This is a genomic window from Alphaproteobacteria bacterium, assembly GCA_040218575.1.
In the GTDB taxonomy this organism is placed as follows: domain Bacteria; phylum Pseudomonadota; class Alphaproteobacteria; order JAVJRE01; family JAVJRE01; genus JAVJRE01.
Map to the genome: position 1 here is coordinate 91,341 of JAVJRE010000006.1, position 16,759 is coordinate 108,099.

Annotated in this window: 19 protein-coding genes; 6 read left to right on the plus strand and 13 right to left on the minus strand. The window is 69.8% G+C overall.

Translation table 11 applies throughout. The annotated features are described in order from the left end of the window. Positions 1–41 precede the first annotated feature (41 nt). From RIE31_08125 to RIE31_08135, 3 genes are read left to right on the plus strand one after another with little or no spacing between them, the layout of a single operon-like run. Positions 42–428, plus strand: a complete 387-nt coding sequence (locus RIE31_08125; GenBank protein ID MEQ8640553.1) for an HIT domain-containing protein — start codon at positions 42–44, stop codon at positions 426–428. A 2-nt stretch (positions 429–430) separates the two neighbouring features. After that, positions 431–1,390 carry a D-2-hydroxyacid dehydrogenase gene (locus tag RIE31_08130; GenBank protein MEQ8640554.1) on the plus strand — a complete coding sequence of 320 codons (960 nt, stop codon included), beginning with the start codon at positions 431–433 and terminating at the stop codon, positions 1,388–1,390. Between the two features lie 12 nt (positions 1,391–1,402). Next, positions 1,403–1,870, plus strand: coding sequence for a GNAT family N-acetyltransferase (locus tag RIE31_08135; protein MEQ8640555.1), 468 nt, complete (start codon positions 1,403–1,405; stop codon positions 1,868–1,870). Here the strand turns inward: RIE31_08135 and RIE31_08140 are convergent. From RIE31_08140 to rsmI, 9 genes are all read right to left on the minus strand, one after another. Further along, positions 1,867–2,412, minus strand: a complete 546-nt coding sequence (locus RIE31_08140; protein MEQ8640556.1) for a hypothetical protein — start codon at positions 2,410–2,412, stop codon at positions 1,867–1,869. The genes RIE31_08135 and RIE31_08140 overlap by 4 nt on opposite strands. Then, entirely contained in the window at positions 2,409–2,879 is a 471-nt protein-coding gene (locus RIE31_08145; protein MEQ8640557.1) for a DUF983 domain-containing protein, read from the minus strand. Before RIE31_08145 ends, RIE31_08140 begins: the two co-directional genes overlap by 4 nt. 68 nt (positions 2,880–2,947) lie before the next feature. Continuing rightward, positions 2,948–3,649, minus strand: a complete 702-nt coding sequence (locus tag RIE31_08150; GenBank protein MEQ8640558.1) for an ATP-binding protein — start codon at positions 3,647–3,649, stop codon at positions 2,948–2,950. A gap of 8 nt (positions 3,650–3,657) precedes the next feature. Beyond that, on the minus strand, positions 3,658–5,202 hold the full coding sequence (locus RIE31_08155) for a YifB family Mg chelatase-like AAA ATPase (protein ID MEQ8640559.1): 1,545 nt from the start codon (positions 5,200–5,202) through the stop codon (positions 3,658–3,660). A gap of 174 nt (positions 5,203–5,376) precedes the next feature. Then, positions 5,377–5,826, minus strand: coding sequence for a hypothetical protein (locus tag RIE31_08160; protein MEQ8640560.1), 450 nt, complete (start codon positions 5,824–5,826; stop codon positions 5,377–5,379). Positions 5,827–6,402: 576 nt separating this feature from the next. Then, entirely contained in the window at positions 6,403–7,368 is a 966-nt protein-coding gene (gene gshB, locus RIE31_08165) for a glutathione synthase (GenBank protein ID MEQ8640561.1), read from the minus strand. 160 nt (positions 7,369–7,528) lie between these two features. After that, positions 7,529–8,260 carry a BON domain-containing protein gene (locus tag RIE31_08170; protein MEQ8640562.1) on the minus strand — a complete coding sequence of 244 codons (732 nt, stop codon included), beginning with the start codon at positions 8,258–8,260 and terminating at the stop codon, positions 7,529–7,531. Between the two features lie 10 nt (positions 8,261–8,270). Beyond that, complete coding sequence (locus tag RIE31_08175; GenBank protein ID MEQ8640563.1) at positions 8,271–8,648, minus strand: YraN family protein; 378 nt, start codon at positions 8,646–8,648, stop codon at positions 8,271–8,273. Beyond that, positions 8,645–9,649: a 16S rRNA (cytidine(1402)-2'-O)-methyltransferase gene (rsmI, locus tag RIE31_08180; GenBank protein MEQ8640564.1), complete on the minus strand. Its 1,005-nt coding sequence runs from the start codon at positions 9,647–9,649 to the stop codon at positions 8,645–8,647. Before rsmI ends, RIE31_08175 begins: the two co-directional genes overlap by 4 nt. Positions 9,650–9,843: 194 nt before the next feature. Between rsmI and RIE31_08185 the strand changes: the two genes are divergently transcribed. Beyond that, positions 9,844–10,707 (plus strand): glycerophosphodiester phosphodiesterase family protein, encoded by an 864-nt coding sequence (locus tag RIE31_08185; protein MEQ8640565.1) that lies wholly within the window; start codon positions 9,844–9,846, stop codon positions 10,705–10,707. Positions 10,708–10,803: 96 nt separating this feature from the next. After that, the gene (locus RIE31_08190; GenBank protein MEQ8640566.1) at positions 10,804–12,414 is read left to right on the plus strand and encodes a penicillin-binding protein activator; all 1,611 of its coding nucleotides are present in this window, start codon (positions 10,804–10,806) and stop codon (positions 12,412–12,414) included. A 19-nt stretch (positions 12,415–12,433) separates the two neighbouring features. Here the strand turns inward: RIE31_08190 and RIE31_08195 are convergent, their stop codons facing one another. Continuing rightward, a complete protein-coding gene (locus tag RIE31_08195) occupies positions 12,434–12,775 on the minus strand; it encodes an NIPSNAP family protein (protein ID MEQ8640567.1) in 342 nt (113 codons plus the stop codon). Between the two features lie 25 nt (positions 12,776–12,800). Continuing rightward, a complete protein-coding gene (hemW, locus tag RIE31_08200) occupies positions 12,801–14,048 on the minus strand; it encodes a radical SAM family heme chaperone HemW (GenBank protein ID MEQ8640568.1) in 1,248 nt (415 codons plus the stop codon). 62 nt (positions 14,049–14,110) lie between these two features. On the opposite strand from hemW, the gene RIE31_08205 reads away from it, so the two are divergent. Further along, positions 14,111–15,328, plus strand: a complete 1,218-nt coding sequence (locus RIE31_08205; GenBank protein ID MEQ8640569.1) for a crosslink repair DNA glycosylase YcaQ family protein — start codon at positions 14,111–14,113, stop codon at positions 15,326–15,328. A gap of 24 nt (positions 15,329–15,352) precedes the next feature. On the opposite strand, the gene RIE31_08210 is transcribed toward RIE31_08205, so the two are convergent. Next, positions 15,353–16,102 (minus strand): GDSL-type esterase/lipase family protein, encoded by a 750-nt coding sequence (locus tag RIE31_08210; GenBank protein MEQ8640570.1) that lies wholly within the window; start codon positions 16,100–16,102, stop codon positions 15,353–15,355. Further along, positions 16,099–16,752 carry an RdgB/HAM1 family non-canonical purine NTP pyrophosphatase gene (gene rdgB, locus RIE31_08215; protein MEQ8640571.1) on the minus strand — a complete coding sequence of 218 codons (654 nt, stop codon included), beginning with the start codon at positions 16,750–16,752 and terminating at the stop codon, positions 16,099–16,101. Before rdgB ends, RIE31_08210 begins: the two co-directional genes overlap by 4 nt. Positions 16,753–16,759: the final 7 nt, after the last annotated feature.

Genomic DNA, 16,759 nt, shown 5'->3' on the forward strand with positions numbered 1-16,759 from the left:
GTGGGGACCGGTCCACGACATCCAGCGCACAGGAGTTCGCCATGGCGACCTATGACGACAGCAATATTTTCGCCCGCGTCCTGCGCGGCGAGCTGCCGTGCGAAAAACTGTATGAGGACGAGCACATCCTTGCGTTCAAGGACATTGCGCCACAGGCGCCGGTCCATGCCCTGGTGATTCCCAAGGGCAAGTATGTGTCGCCGGATGACTTCGCCGAACAGGCGAGCGATGCGGAAGCGGTCGCCATGATGCGGGCGGTCGGTCATGTGGCGCGCGCTCTGGGGCTCCACAAGACCGGCTATCGTTTGATCGCCAATCACGGCCCCCATTCCCATCAGGCGGTGGCGCATCTGCACTGGCACGTGCTGGGCGGCGGCGATCTGGGCCGTGGTCTGATCTTCGCCGATGACGCCGGCTGGACCGATTAGCCGTGGTGCCGGAACGCGTGGTCCTGCTGGCCGACAATACGGTGGCGGCAAAGCGACTGGACGAGATCAAAGCGGCGGCACCGGGTCTTACGGTGCGCCTGGTGGCCGGCGGCGATGAGGCCCTGGGCCCGGCCATGGCGGCGCCGGGGGTGGAGGTGGTGGCAGGTGATCCGCCGGCGGCCAGTCTGGCCGCGGCGCATGACCTCAAATGGCTGCAGAGCTGGTCGGCCGGGGTGGATCATGCCTTGTCGCCGGAGCTGGTGGCGCATCCGGCGGTGCTTACCTGCGCCAAGGGCAATGGCGCGGTGCCGCTGGCCGAACATGCCATCCTGCTGATGCTGATGCTGGACCGCGACGCGGTGCGCTGGGTGGATGACCAGAAGGCGCGGCGCTGGGAGTGGCGCACCCATGGGGAGCTCAACGGGCATACGGTGGGCATCATCGGCCTCGGCTATTCCGGCGCGGATCTGGCGGAGAAAGCCAAGGCCTTTCACATGACGGTGCTGGGGCTGAGCCGGTCTGGCCGGCCGGTGCCTCATGTGGACGAGGTGTTCACGCCTGATGGCCTGCACGAGGTGATGCGGCGCAGCGATTTCGTGGTGATGACCGCACCGCTGACCGACGAAACGCGCGGCATGCTGGACGAGGCGGCGTTCCGCGCCATGAAGAAGACAGCGTTCTATGTGTGCTTTTCGCGCGGCGGTATCGCCGATGATGCGGCGCTGCTGAAGGCGTTGCAGGAGGGCTGGATCGCCGGCGCCGGACTCGATGCCCACAGTGTCGAGCCGCTGCCCAAGGACAGCCCCTTCTGGGATGCGCCCAACACCATCATCACGCCGCACAACGGCGCCAGTTCCCTCGGCACCCGCCAGCGCGGCGCCGACATCTTTATCGCCAATCTGAAACGCTATGCGGCGGGCCAGCCGCTGTTCAACGTGGTGGACAAGCAGGCGGGGTATTAGGCGGGCGGAGATATGGACGGCGATGTGTATCAGATCCGCGCCGCCCGCCCGGCGGGTCACGCGGTGATCGCCGGTCTTCTTCTGGAGACGCGGGCCGCTCTCGGCTTCCTGCCGGTGGATGATCCGCCTGCGCTCCGCCGGTTCGTCCGGGAGGTTCTGTTGCCACAGTCGCGCGTCAGCGTCGCGCTGGAGGGCGACCGTCTGGCCGGGTTTCTCGCCCTCGGCGCCGGCACCGTCGCACCGTCATCGGTCGAACAGTTGTGGGTGCGGCCGGATTATCAGGGGCGGGGGCTCGGGTCGCGGCTGCTTGGGCTGGCCAAAGTGCAGTCCGCGGGCGGCCTCGACCTGTGGGTGTTCGAGGCCAACCGACGGGCCATCGCCTTCTATCAGCGGCATGGCTTTCAGACGGTGCGGCAGACCGACGGCGCGGACACCATGGAGAAGCTGCCCGACCGCTTGATGCGCTGGTCGGCCGTCTAGGGCCGCGCCGTAAACACCCGGCCCCAGATGCGGCGACGATCCGCCGGCACCGGACCGACCGGCGTGAAGTGATCGGCCGGTGAGCCGGCCACCCGCACATAGCGGCAGCCGTCGGCCGGCTGGATGGAGTGAATGTCACCGACCTTGTAGAGATGGGCCTGACCGGGCCGCAGGGTGTAGGCGCTGGTCTCCTCCACTACCGCGTCCTCGCCCGGCGTTCCCGATACGATGCGCCAGTCACGCATGTTGGTCTGCAGGGTCACCTGGCCATAGACCGCCCAGTCGGGGCCATGATCGTGGGGCGGGGATTCGCCGCGCCCGCTGTGGCCGATATAGACGATGACCGTGAAGCCATGGTCCGGGTCTTCATAGAGGCGGTGGCTGCCAAGGGCATGTTCACTGCCACAATGGGCGGCGAAGAAGTCCTTGTCGGTCAGCACGGCTTCGAGAGCGGCGCGCACCGCGTCCTGGCCGGCCGGACCGGAGTCGGCGGCGAGTGCGGTGCGGGCGGCGGCGATGAAGGCGGCCAGAGCCGGGGTCATGCCCGGTCGCCTGCGGCTGGCGGGTCGGCCGCGGTAGCGCCACCGTCATGGTTTGAGTCCGGTGCGCCGGTGGCCCACAGCACGGCCAGGAACGCACCCTTGGAGCGCGGCAGCAGGGTCAGGGTGAGGGCCAGGGCCAGGCCCGGCCACACCATCATGGCCAGCCACAGGGGCCAGGCGGTGCGCAGCTCCACCATCAGGGCGGCGGGCACCACCAGATGGCCGACCACCAGGATGGTCAGCCAGGCCGGGCCGTCATCGGCGCGCAAATGGTCATAGGGCTCGGCACAGGCGGCACACGCCGGCACCTGGCGCAGATAGGCGCGGAACAGGTGGCCCCGGCCGCAGTTGGGGCAGCGGCCGCGCACGGCGCGCAGCACGGCGCCGGCCAGCGAGGGGCGGGGTTCGCCGGCTGGCGGCGGGTAGTCGGGTGGCGGCTGGATGGGCGGCGAAATGCGGGCGGGCATGGCCCCTACATGGCGCAGTGGCGTCCGCACGGCAAGGCCGGGGTGTGCGAAGGGCGTACGACGGCGGGTCAGGCTCCGGCCTGTCCGGCCGCAGCGACATCGATGGGCATAAGGTCGGCGAAGGCGAAACCGTCGCTTTGCCGGACGGCGCCCGGCCGGACGGCGATTGGCCGGCTGAACATGGGCCCGCCATGGGCGAAGGTGTGGAACTCCCCCTTTTCGCCACAGGGATCGGCTGTCGGCGGCAGATCGGCCAGCAGCGCCGCGTCATAGGCGCGGCCGGCGAAAGCGGCGTCCAGTTGCGCCAGGTCGATGCTGGTCAGTCGGGCCTGCAGGCCGCCCGTGATCATCTCGCGCGCGAGCGCCGCGGTGTCACGGCCCCACAGGGGAAAGAGCGGCGTCAGGCCGCTGCCGGCGAGGCGCTCCTGGCGATAGGCCCGCACCTCTTCGAGGAACAGATCGCCGAAGGCGATGTGGGCGATGTCGGCGGCGCGGGCGGCGGCGACGGCTTCGGCCATCCGCGCGGCATAGACCTCATGGGGGCAGGGGTCCGGCAGCATCACCGGATAGAGCGGCAGGCCGGCGGCGGCGGCCTGGGCGTCGACCAGGGCATGGCGCACCGCGTGCATGGAAACGCGATCAGCCGCCTGGTTGAAGGTGGTCAGCAAGCCGGCCGGTTCGAAGCGCCCCTCCTGGCGCAGCACATGGAGCATCCAGGCGGAGTCCTTGCCACTGGACCAGGCGAGCCAGACACGCGGCCGGTCAGCCATGGACGTTCTCAGGCATGGATCTGTGTGCGGCGGTAGGACAGAGCCTCGGCGATGTGGCTGCGCCGCACATGGTCCGCGCCGTCCAGGTCGGCCAGGGTGCGGGCGACCCGCAGCACCCGGTGATAGCCGCGGGCGGACAGGCGGAAGCGCTCCACCGCCTCGCCCAGCAGGGCGCGGCCGCTGTGGTCGGGGGCGGCCACCTGTTCGAGCAACTGGCCATCGGCCTCCGCATTGGTCCTGATGATGGGCCCGCTGTCGGCCACCTGGGCGGGGGCCTGATCATAGCGTCGGCGCTGCACGTCGCGGGCGGCGGCGACGCGGCCGGCGACGGTGGTAGAGCCTTCGGCTGGTGGCGGCAGGCTGAGATCGGCGGCGGACACCGCCGGCACGGTCACGTGCAGGTCGATACGGTCGAGCAGCGGGCCGGACAGCCGCGCCTGATAGTCGGCGGCGCAGCGCGGCGCGCGGGCGCAGGCCAGCGCCGGGTCGTCCAGATGACCGCAACGGCACGGGTTCATGGCGGCGATGAGCTGAAAGCGGGCAGGATAGGTTACATGGCCCTGGGCGCGGGCGATGACGGCGCGGCCGGATTCCAGCGGCTGGCGCAGCGCCTCCAGCGCCGGACGTTGAAACTCCGGCAGTTCGTCGAGGAAGAGGACGCCCAGATGGGCCAGCGACACTTCACCGGGCCGCGCCCGCGCGCCGCCGCCGACCAATGCGGCCATGGAGGCGGAGTGGTGGGGATCACGAAACGGCCGCTGGCGGATAAGCCCGTCCTCGCCAACCATGCCGGCGACCGAATGGACCATGGACACCTCCAGCGCCTCACGCGGGTCAAGCGGCGGTAGCAGCCCGGGCAGACGCTGCGCCAGCATGGACTTGCCGGCGCCGGGCGGACCGGTCATCAGCAGGTTGTGGCCACCGGCGGCGGCCACCTCCAGCGCCCGCTTGGCGCTTTCCTGGCCCTTGATGTCCACCAGATCGGGCTGGTGTGCAGAGCGCGCGACGGGTGCCTGCGGCAGGGCCGGCCGGGGCAGCGCCGTGGCGCCGGTCAGGTCGGCCAGCAGCGCGGCGAGGGAGGGCGCGGCCAGGATGTCCAGCTCGGCGCCGGCGAACACGGCTTCGACCCCGTTGGCGGCGGGACAGGCGAAGCGCAGGCCGGCGCCGCCGGCCGCCACCGCCGCCGGCAGCACACCGGCGACAGCGGTCAGCCCGCCGTCCAACGCCAGCTCGCCCAGGGACAGGAGGCCGGCCACCCGGTCCTCGGCCACCACGCCCATGGCGGCCAGCAGGCCAAGGGCGATGGGCAGATCGAAATGGCTGCCTTCCTTGGTCACGTCGGCCGGCGCCAGATTGACCGTGATGCGCCGCGCCGGCAAAGCGAGACCGAGACTGGTCAGGGCCGCGCGCACCCGCTCGCGGCTTTCGCCAACAGCCTTGTCCGGCAGGCCGACCACGGTGAAGGCCGGCAGGCCCGGACCAAGGCTGACCTGGACGTCAATCTGAAGAACGGTGATGCCCTGAAAGGCCACCGTCCGGCTGCGCGCCACCATGGGTCGGGTCCTTCGATCCGGTGAGCTGTTCTGCCAGGCCGGCCCGCCACCAGGCGGGGAGCCGGCCGTGAGCCCAGTCTAGGTGGCGGCCCCATAAAGCGGAACGGCGGCCCCGAGGGACCGCCGTTCGCCAGAATTGATGCGCCGGCGGACCGGCGCGCACCCGCAAGGCGACTAGCGCCGCGCGGTACGCCGCACCGTCCGACGCCGGGCCGGTGTGGTGGTCTTGGCAGCGGTTTTGCGCTTCGCCGTGGTCTTGCGCTTGGCGGCGGTCTTGCGCTTTGCCGTGGTCTTCTTGGCCGCCGTCTTGCGCTTGGCGGCGGTCTTGCGCTTGGCCGTGGTCTTCTTCGCCGTGGTCTTGCGCTTGGCGGCGGTCTTGCGCTTGGCCGTAGTCTTGCGCTTCGCCGTGGTCTTGCGCTTGGCGGCGGTCTTGCGCTTGGCCGTAGTCTTGCGCTTGGCGGTGGTCTTCTTGGCCGCCGTCTTGCGCTTGGCGGTGGTCTTCCGGGCAGCGGTCTTGCGCTTTGCCGTGGTTTTCTTCTTCGCCGTCGTCTTCCGCTTGGCAGCGGACTTCTTGGCGGCAGTTTTCTTTACAGCCATTCGGTTACTCCCCCTTGGCTCGATCAATCCTCGTCCGCAGAAAGCGATCGCGAATGAGGCGTTGTATGTACAGGCTATGGTTAACAAATCATTAGTTGAAAAGAAACAAGTCCAAAGCAGGACGCAGTATGGGAGTCGGCCGCGGCAATCCGAACATAAGCCGGCAGTTACTTGTGCGAGATCAGGCCGGCTGACAGTCAAGCGATGCAGGTGCGATGATTCATCTTGTGATGCGTGGTTGAGTCCTGGCCCGCTGGCTGACCGTTCAGCGTTTCTTCTGTTCGTTTGGGAAGGATTCAGAATAACGTAATTATTTCAATATCTTATCGTGTGCCGATTATGTATGCGCCACGTTGTGCCGGCGCAAACCGCTGCATTTGTTGAGTTATGCGACGGCGGGGCCATCACACAGCAGGACCGTTTGCGACACGACGCGTCGGTGGCGACCATCGTCGCCGGACAGGTCCGCACGGGCCAAAGGCCGGTGTTGCACGGTTGCAACAACCGTGAAGAAAACGAATGGACAGACGGTCTGTGCCTGTCTTCGTTGGAAAAACGGTGTCGGTCGTCACCGATTCCAGTTGGTGATTCCAGTTGGCGATTCTAGTTGGCGGTACGGTCGTGACGGGATGCAAAACGCGTCTCTATGGCGTTCCAGATGTCCCGTTCGATGTGGCTGCCGTCCAGTCGGTTGATCTCCTGAATGCCGGTCGGCGAGGTGACGTTGATCTCGGTCATGTAGCCGCCGATCACATCGATGCCGACGAACAGCAAACCCCGCTCTGACAGGGCCGGACCAATGGCCTCGCAGATCTCGTGCTCGCGCCGGGTCAGCGCCGACTGCCGCGCCAGGCCGCCCGCATGGAAGTTGGCGCGCGCCTCACCCTTGGCCGGGATGCGCGCCACCGCCCCCTTGGGCACGCCGTCCACCAGGATGATGCGCTTGTCGCCACGGCGGATGGCCGGCAGGTAGCGCTGGATGATGATCGGTTCGCGATACATCTGGGTGAACACTTCCAGCAGCGATGGCAGATTCTCGTCCGCCGGCGGCACATGAAAGACGCCGGCGCCGCCATTGCCGAACAGCGGCTTGACGATGATGTCCTTGTGTTCGCGGCGGAAAGCCATGATGGCGTCGCGGTCCGAGGTGATCAGGGTCGGCGGCATGAGTTCCGGAAAATGCGTGACGAACAGCTTCTCCGGCGCATTGCGCACCTGTACCGGGTCATTGACCACCAGAGTTGCGGGATGGATGTGCTCCAGCAGATGGGTGGCGGTGATATAGGCCATGTCAAAGGGCGGATCCTGCCGCATGAGGACCACATCCATGGCCGCCAGCTCCACGGTTTCCATGGCGCCGAGCGTGGCGTGGTCGCCCGGCTTGCGCCGCACCTTGAGCGGGCGGGCGCGGGCGGTGACGCGATTGCCGGTCATGGACAGGTGTTGCGGCAGATAGTGGAAGAGAGCGTGGCCGCGCCGCTGCGCCTCCAGGGCCAGCATGAAGGTGGAGTCCGCATTGATGTCGATGGTCTCCACCGGGTCCATCTGAATGGCGACGGCAAGACTCATGACCCTGGACTCCTGAAGACGAGAAACATGGGTGACCTCCCTCGGCCGGCTGCACAGGACGATTCCGCGCCGTGGACAGGGCGCGACTATATCTCATGATGGCGGCCCGACAGCAGGGCCGGCACGGCCAGCGTGGCGAGTCGCGGCGGGGCGTTCCGGTCTATCCGCCGCCGACGGTGCGCGACGGATCATCCGCCAGCACTACATGAGAGACGATGCGGCGGACATAGGCGATGTCGCGGGCGTGGGTCACCACCCGGTCCAGCTCTGCCTGGCTGCGGGCTATGCCCATGAGATAGACGACGCCCTTCACCACCTCTATCGAATAGTTGATCGCCGACACGTCGCCATCGAACAGCAGGCGGGTGCGCAGCCGGGTGGCGATCAGCAGATCGCGGCCATAGCCCTCGGCGCCGGGGGTGGCGGCGACCTCGATCTCGTTGATGACCTCGCGCACACCCGACGCCTGCCAGGCCAGGCGGACGGCGGTGAGGCGGTCCTCCGGCGTCTCCACCACCCCGGTCAGCAGCACGCGGCCTTCCACCACCTGCAGGCCGACCCGGCTGAACAGGCTGATGCTTTCGGCCAGCCACAGCCGGTTGATTTCCAGCTCTATGGTGGCGTCATTGGCTGCCGCCGAAAGATCCCGTTCCTGAGCGACCATGATGCCGGCCGAGGCGCCGGCGCCGACCGCCATGCCGATCGGCGAGCAGGCGGCGGCGAGCAGGGCGGCGAGGGCCAGCAGCAGCCCCGGCAGAACGGGGCCGGGCAGGTGTGAGCCAGGGGGGCGGGACGGAGTGCGCGACGGATGGCCCATGGCCCCGGCAGTGTGGGTGGCTGGCGGCGGCAAGGCAAGGCCGCGGTCAGGCCGGCCAGGCAAAGCGGGGGTCATGACGGGGCCATCATGATGGCGGGCGAAAGGCATCGGCCAGGTGGCGCGGCAGGCGCGCCGGGCGGACGGTGATGACATCGAAACGCAAGCGGGGATCGGCGCCGGTGCGGTGGGTGTTGCGGGCGAGCCAGGCGCTGGCGGCGGCGGCGATGCGCGCCTGCGCCGCGGGATGGACGGCGGCCAGGGCGTCGGCCCGATGGTTGCGGGCCTTGACCTCTACGAAGAGGATCAGGCTGCCGCGGCGCGCCACCAGATCAATCTCACCGCCCGGCCCGCGCCAGCGGCGATCAAGCACACGAAAGCCCTTGAGGCGCAGCAGCCAGGCGGCCCAGATCTCGGCGCGGCGGCCGCGGGCCTCGGCCTGACTGCGCCGCAGGGCGTCGGTCATGGCTGCCGCCGCGGCCGTTGCAGGGTCAGCGCCCGGCTATAAACCTGGCGGCGCGGCAGGCCGGTCTCCGCGCTGACGCGGGCGACGGCGCTCTTCAGGGACTCCTCCGCCAGCGCCGCCGCCAGCCGTTGATCGAGCGCGGCGCCGGTCGCGGACCGGCCGTTATGGTCGGCGGACTCGTCGCCAGTGTCGGCACCAGTGTGGGCGGAGTCTTCGGCGGGTGGCGCGATGATGATTACTGCCTCGCCGCGCGGCGGCGGTTCGCTGGCCAGTGCGGCGGCCAGCTCATTCAGGGTGCCGCGCCGCACTTCTTCGTGGCGCTTGGTCAGCTCGCGGCCGATGGCCGCCAGGCGCGGCCCCAACACCGTCGTCATGTCGGCCAGAGTGGCAGCAAGACGACGGGTCGATTCAAACACCACCAGGCTTGCGCGCACCGCCGCCACCTCGGCTATAGCGGTGCGCCGCGCCGCCCGTTTCGCCGGCAGGAAGCCAAGGAACAGAAAGCGATCGCTGGGCAGCCCGGCGACCACCAGGCCGGCCAGCAGAGCGGAGGCGCCGGGCACCGCCTGCACCGGCACACCGGCGGCGTGACAGGCGGCGACCAGACGATAGCCGGGATCGGACACCAGCGGGGTGCCCGCATCGCTGACCAGGGCAATGCGCTCGCCCGCCTGCAGGCGGGCCATGAGCCGCGGCAGAACCCGCGGCGCATTGTGATCGTTGTAGGCAGTGAGGCGGGCGCTGAGACCCTGGCTGGTCAGCAGACGGCGGGTGACGCGTGTATCCTCCGCCGCCACCAGATCCGCCGACCCCAGAACCCGCGCGGCGCGCGGCGACAGATCGGCCAGATTGCCAATGGGCACGGACACCACATGCAGACCGGGCGGCAGGGCCGGCGGTTGGCTGGCGGGTAAAGCATTGCCCGACAGCGCCCTATGGCCGGCCTTGGGCTGCTTGTGATGGGAAGAGGCGGCCATGGCGTCCTGTCTGTCGCCGGTCACGGTGACGACATGTTTGTCATGACATCATCACAGCGTCACGCCGGCCAATCATAACAGGGGCCGGGCATAAACCGAGCATAACAGGCGCGCCCGGTGTGCGGGAACAATCGCGCGCGGTATGCAGGCAGACCGTCGTTGCCAACTCACTTTCTTTCTCTGCCTACAGATTTTTCACCAGCCGACAGGGAAGCCGCATGACCGACAACGCCCCCACCACCACAGCCCGCAGGGATTCAAGCGAACGCCGTGGCGCTATGGCAGGACGCCGGCGCGGCGGGCCGTGCATCATTGCCCATCGCGCTGGCGCGGCGCTGTGGCCGGAGAACTCTCTGGCCGGTGTGCGCGGCTCGCAGGCCCTATCGGTGGACGGCATCGAAATCGACGTTCATCTGACCGCCGACGGCGACCTGGCGGTGATCCATGACAGCGATCTGGCGCGGACCACACGGGGCAGCGGCGCCGTGGCCAGCCTGACCATGGCGGAGATTCGCCGGGCACCCCTGCGTCAGGCGGCCGGGAGTCAGGCGGCGGACGCCTGTGTGCCGTCGCTGGCCGATGTGCTGGCGGTCATGGCCGATGGCGCGAGCGATCTGTGGCTGGAGATGAAGGGGCCGACGGAAGGGACGGCCTATCCGGGCATGGCGCATCGGGTCTGCGCCGCCCTGGCCGCCGCCGATTTTGTCGGGCGCACGGTTGTGATGTCCTTCGACTGGGACCAGCTGGTCGACGTGCGGTCTCTGCAGCCAGGGCAACCAGGGCAGCCGGGTCTGCGAACGGCGGCCCTGCTCGACACCGGCGGCCTGCAGCGTGCCGGCGGCGTGACGCCGGCCGTGGTCCGTGCAAAGGACACCGGAGCGACCTGGCTGGCGGTGGCTCAAGGCTGTGCCACGCCTGTTCTGTTGCGGGCGGCGGCGGCGGCCGATCTGGCGGTGGCGGTGTGGACGGTGAATGACGAGCCGGCGCTCAAGCGCTGGCTGCACAGCCCGGTGGGGGCGGTCATCAGCGACCAGCCGGACCGGGCGCTGGCGCTCGGCCGGCCGGCCCGGCCGTGGCGCTAGCCGCCGGCGCGCCCCGGTGGTCCGGTTGCGCGTGGCGCGGGCGGCCTCGGCCTGTCATGGACCCGGCCGCGACGGCACCATAGGATTGCCCGGACAGTGACCGGCACGAGCCCGGCGCGTAAGACCGTGATCATGCACAGGGTGGCGATCAGCGTGGCACACGTCCCACGGGCATATTCTCCACGACAGGTGGTGCTGGCGGTTGTAGCGAGCCTGGCGCTGGCTCTGGCCGCCTGCGCCGGGCCGGGCGGCCTCGGTGGGTTTGGCGGGGTTGGTGGCAGCGGGTCCGGCGCGCCGCCGCCGTCGGACTCGTCCGCGGCGGCCGGCCAGGCACCATCCGGCGCGGCCACATCCGGTGCTGACAGCGGAGCACCGGCGGCCGGGGATGCGGGCGCGGTAGCGGCCGGCGGGCTGGCGGCGGTTGATCCATCAACGGTCTTTGGCCCGGCCGGCACGCCGGCGCCGCAGGCAGCCGATCGCGTTCGCGTCGGCCTGCTGCTGCCGCTGAGCGGTCCCGACGCCGCCCTCGGCCGGCAGATGCTGAACGCCGCCCTGATGGCGGTCAGTGAAATCGGCGATTCCCGGTTCGAGTTGTTGCCGCGTGACACCGGCGGCACGGCGGACGGGGCGGCCCAGGCAGCGGCCGAAGCGTTGGCCGGCGGCGCCCGCTTCCTGATCGGTCCGGTGTTTGCCACCACCACGGCGGCGGCGGCCCCGGTCGCCCAGGCCGGCCAGGTGGCGATGGTCTCGTTCTCCACCGACAGCCGGGTGGCTGGCGGCGGCGGCTTTGCGCCGAGCGCCGGCCTGACAGGTCTCTCCGGCGGCGGCCCTGACGCCGCTGGCCGCGCCGCCGGTCGTAATGTCTTTGTCATGGGCTTTCTGCCGGAGCTGGAGGTGGCGCGGGTCATCGCCTACGCCGCGGCCGAAGGCCATCGTCGTTTCGCCGTTCTGGCGCCGGCCAATGACTATGGGCAGGCGGTTCTGCGGGCGGCGCGTCAGGCGATTCCCGTCCATGGCGGTGTGCTGGTCCAGGCCGTGCTCTATGACCCGGCGGGGGATGCCACACCGGTGGTCCGCCAGCTTGCCGACTATGACCGGCGGGCGGCGGCCCTGGCCGAGGAGCGAGCGGCTCTGACCAGGCAGGGCGGCGAAGTGGCGGAGGCGGCGCTCAAGCGGCTGGAGGGGCGCGACACATTGGGCGATGTGGACTTCGACGCCATTCTGGTGCCCGAGGGCGGCCCGGCCCTGATGGCGCTGGCGCCGTTGCTGCCCTTCTTTGATATTGATCCGGCCCGGGTGCGGCTGCTCGGCACCGGCCGCTGGGATGATCTGCGTATCGCCACTGAACCCGCTCTGCGCGGCGGCTGGTTTGCCGGTGCGCCGGCGGCATCGCGGGAGGCGTGGGCAGCGCGCTATGAGTCGCTGTTCGGTGAAGCGCCGCCGCGCCGCGCGACGCTGGCCTATGACGCGACGGCGCTGGCCGCAGTGCTGGCCCGTGAGGCGGAAGGCGGTGATTTCTCAATCGCGGCGCTGACCCGGCCTGGCGGCTTTGCCGGCATTGACGGACTGTTCCGCTTTCTGCCCGATGGCCGTGTCGAGCGGGGCCTGGCCATATTGCAGGTGGGCGACCGGGTGCTCAGCGTGGTGGAGCCGGCGCCGGCCAGCTTTCCCACCGGCGCAAGCGGCGGGGTCGCGGGTCAGCCATAGGCGGGTCGGCCGGTTGAAATCAGCCGGTGAGGCCGGGCGCGGCGGGCGAATAGTCGGTCAGATTGAGGCGGCGGTCCTGAATATCACCCACCAGATCGCCGTGCAGCGCCGCGGTCCGGCGCTTGATGGCGGCCCATTCGTCGTCGGCCATGAAGGAGTCCCAGGCCCCGGTCAGGGTTTCCGCATCGGGCCAGACCAGAAGATAAATGAACTCCAGCCGGTCGCCGTTACGACACTCCCACATGGCGCGGATGTGGAAACCGTAGCGCGCCATAATGGGCACCGCATGATCGCGAAAACGGTCATGAAAGGCCTTGCGGTTGGACTCGAAGATTTCGTAGATGCGGAGCTGGTGGATCATAGCAGGCTCTCCTGGCCCTGCCCCGTCAGGCGAGGAGTCGGGCAAGCACCGAATCCAACGCCAGGCGGCCGGCCGGCGTGGCGGTCAGGCGGCGTCCGTCACGGTCATTGCGCCACGCAAGAAAGCCTAGGTCCATGAGGCCGGCCATGGCCGGCGAGCGGACGAGGCCGTCGCAGCGATCCGCTCCGCCGAGACGGGCGAGACGTGACAGTGGCACGCCCTCGGCCAGCCGCAGCCCCATCATCAGCGCCTCGTCGAAGGCGTCGCCCGACGGGATGAGGCTTTCATCGCGGGTGGCGTGACCGTCGGCCTCCACCGCCGCGAGCCAGGCCTCCGGTGCGCGATGACGGCGGCGAGCCAGACGCTGTCCGGCAGCGTCGGTCAGGCGGCTATGGGCGCCGGGGCCGACCCCGACCCACTGGCCGCTGCGCCAGTAGACCAGATTGTGCCGCCCTTCCTGACCGGGCCGGGCATGGTTGGAAATCTCATAGGCCGGCAGACCGGCGGCGGCGGTCATTTCCGCGGTCACATCATAGAGGTGGGCGGCCGCATCGCCGTCCAGCGGCGTCAGGCGGCCGGCGCTGTATTCGCCGTGGAAAGGCGTACCGGGCTCCAGGGTCAGTTGATAGAGCGACAGATGGTCGGCGCCGAAGGCCAGCGCCCGCGTCAGCTCGGCCCGCCACCCGGCCGCGGTCTGGTCAGGTCGTGCATAGATCAGATCGAAGGACCAGCGGGGAAAGGTGGCGGCGGCCAAGCCGATGGCCGCTTCGGCCTGGGCGACGCTGTGCCGCCGGCCGAGGAAGGCCAGCGCCGCATCGTCCAGGGACTGCACACCCAGCGACAGGCGGTTGATACCGGCCTCGGCATAGGCGCGAAAGCGGTCCGCCTCGACGCTGGTGGGATTGGCCTCCAGGGTGATCTCCACAGGCTCGCTGGAGCGCGGCCAGTGCCGGCGGGCGCGGCTGATGACGGCGGCAACGGTATCGGGGTCCATCAGCGACGGCGTACCGCCGCCGAAGAAGATGCTGTGGAGGCGACGGTCCGGCGCTTCGCTCAGAGCGTGATCCAGCTCGCGCAGGAGGGCAGCCCGCCAGCGGGCCTGATCCATGGACGCGCGGACATGGGCGTTGAAGTCGCAATAGGGGCAGCGGGCGAGGCAGAACGGCCAATGGACATAGAGGGCGAAGCCGCCGTCGTTATGGCCGTCAGGATGACCATCCGGCGCGGCGGCCGCATGCGCGGCGGCGGCAGGGGTGAAGGGACCAGGTTCCATGGCAGAGTGCTAGCACGGCGTGGCGGACTTGTCCGCCGGGCGGATGCGGCCTAGCAAGGGGCATGGTGTTGCGCCTGTCCAACAAAGACGCCCGTCGCGTGGTCATCGCCGCCACCGGCCTTGCCGACCGTGCCGGCGGCCGGCTCACCGGGGATCGCCTGGCCGGGCTGATCGCCCGCCTTGGTTATGTGCAGGTGGATTCCATCACCGCCCTGGTACGGGCCCATCATCACATCCTGTGGAGCCGTCACGGCGGCTATGACGAGGCGCTGCTCCGCCAGTTGCTGGAGGAAGAGCGCCGCCTGTTCGAGCACTGGACCCACGATGCGGCGATCATTCCGGTGGAGGTTTATCCGCACTGGCATCATCGCTTTGCCGCCTATGGCGAACGCTTTCGCCGCAGCAAACGGTGGGCGAGCCACGGCGGTGATGGGGCGACCCTGCGACAGGTGCGACGGCGGGTCCGCGATGGCGGGCCGGTCATGGCCCGCGACTTCGCCGGCGACAGTCAGCGCAGCGGACCGTGGTGGGGCTGGAGCCGGCACAAGGCGGCGCTGGAGTATCTGTGGTTCACCGGCGAGCTGGCGGTGGCGGCGCGGCACGGCTTCGCCAAGGTCTATGACCTGAGCCAGCGGGTGATTCCTTCGGACCTGCATGGGGCGCCGGCCAGCGATGAAGCGGCCCACAAGGCGTGGGCGGCGGGCTCGGCATTGCAGCGGCTGGGTTTCGCCAGCGCGGCGGAGGTGGCGCGTTTCTGGGATGCCATGAAGCCGGCGGACGCCGCCATGTGGCTGGAGGCAGCCGTCGCGCAGCGGGCACCGGCGGTCGAGGTGGTCGAGGTGGAAGGCGCCGACGGCACCTGGCGCGAGGCCTTCGCGCCGGCCGGGCTGGCGGAGCGATTGAAAGACGTGCCGCCGCCCGAGGGACGGCTGCGTCTGCTCAACCCGTTCGACCCCTTGCTGCGCGACCGGGCGCGGCTGGAACGGGTGTTCGGTTTTCACTACCGCATTGAAGTGTATGTGCCGGCGGCCAGACGGACCTATGGCTATTATGTGTGTCCGTTGCTGGAGGGCGACCGGCTGGTGGGGCGGGCCGAGGTGGTGAGTGACCGCAAGGCCGGCGCGCTGGTGGCCAGGGCGGTATGGCCGGAGCCGGGGGTGCGCTTCGGCGTCGACCGCCAGGGCAAGCTGGCGGCGGAGCTGCGCCGGCTGGCCCGCTTCACCGGCGTTGATGACATCCGGATAGAGCGGCCGGCCCGGCCTTTCGTGCGCGGGCTTTAGGGGCGGCTTTAGGGGGCGGGGTCTTTAGCCGGGGACGGGCCGGCGGGCCTGGGCCAGGAAGGCGGTCCAGGCCGGGTCGCGGCGCACGCGGCGGGCCAGGAGGGCGTGGCCGGCCGGCACCGGATGCACCCCGTCATCGGCCATGAGCGCGCGGTCGAAGGCGGCGTCGCCGTCGAGCCCCGCGTGCAGGTCGATATAGGGAATGGCCAGGTCGGCGGCGACCCCGGCGAAACGCCGCGCGATCGCCGCCACGCGGTCCGGCACGCTGCGCCCCTGACCGGTGTCCGGCACATAGCGAACCGGCGTCGGCGCCAGCCACAGGACCGGACCCATGCGCCGCGCGGCGACCATGATGGCCGCCGCCTGCTCCGCCGCATGGCCGACGCTGACACGCGGCCGGCCACGGCTGTCTTCATACCAGCCGTCATTGATGCCGAACATAAAGACCAGGCCGAAGCCTTCGCCCGGGCGACGGCGCACTTTTGCCTCGGTTGGCCAGCGCGCCGCTATGCCGCCGGTGGTGTCGCCGCCGATGGCCAGATTGTAGAGGCGCATCTCCTGCAGCGGATCACCGTCGGCGCGCAACTGGGCGGCGACCAGCCGGTCGACCCAGTTGCGGCTGCGGCCGTCGGCAAAACCAACCGTGATAGAATCGCCGAAGAACAGAAGCCGCAGGCGGCGCGGACCGGCGGTGCCGACCGGCGGCACGTGTGGTGGCACATGTGGTGGCACATGTGGCGAAACCGGCGGCCGGGTCACAGGGCGGCGAGTCATGGCGCCTTGCCTCCAAGCGGCGCAAGCGCCTGCGCCATCAACCGGCGGAAGGCCATGGCGCGGTGGCTTATGGCGTGTTTCTCCTCGGCGGTCATTTCACCGAAGGTGCGGCTCTCACCCTGCGGCACGAACATGGGATCATAGCCAAAGCCGTTCTCGCCACGGGGCGGCCAGACAATATGACCATCCACCCGGCCTTCGACGGTGACGCTGCGGCCATCCGGCCAGGCCAGCGCCAGGGCGCAGATGAAGGCGGCAGCGTGGTCATCGGCGGCCGCCACCTCGTCCCACACTTTGTGCATGGCGCGAGCGAAGTCCCGTTCAGGCCCGGCCCAGCGGGCGGAGTGGATGCCCGGCCGGCCATCAAGGGCGCGAACCGCAAAGCCCGAATCATCGGCCAGGGCCGGCAGCCCGGCGACGGTTGCGGCGGCGCGCGCCTTGAGCAGGGCGTTGCCGGCGTAGCTGTCCTCGGTTTCCTCCGGCTCGGCCAGCGAGAGTTCCGCCGCCGACAGCACGGTGATGGACCACGGCCGCAGCAGGTCAGCGATCTCACGCACCTTGCCGGAATTGTGACTGGCGATGACCAGACGGCTGCCGGTGGGCAGGACCGGGGCCGGCAAAACCGCGGCGGGCAAAACGGGAGCAGGCATGGGCCAG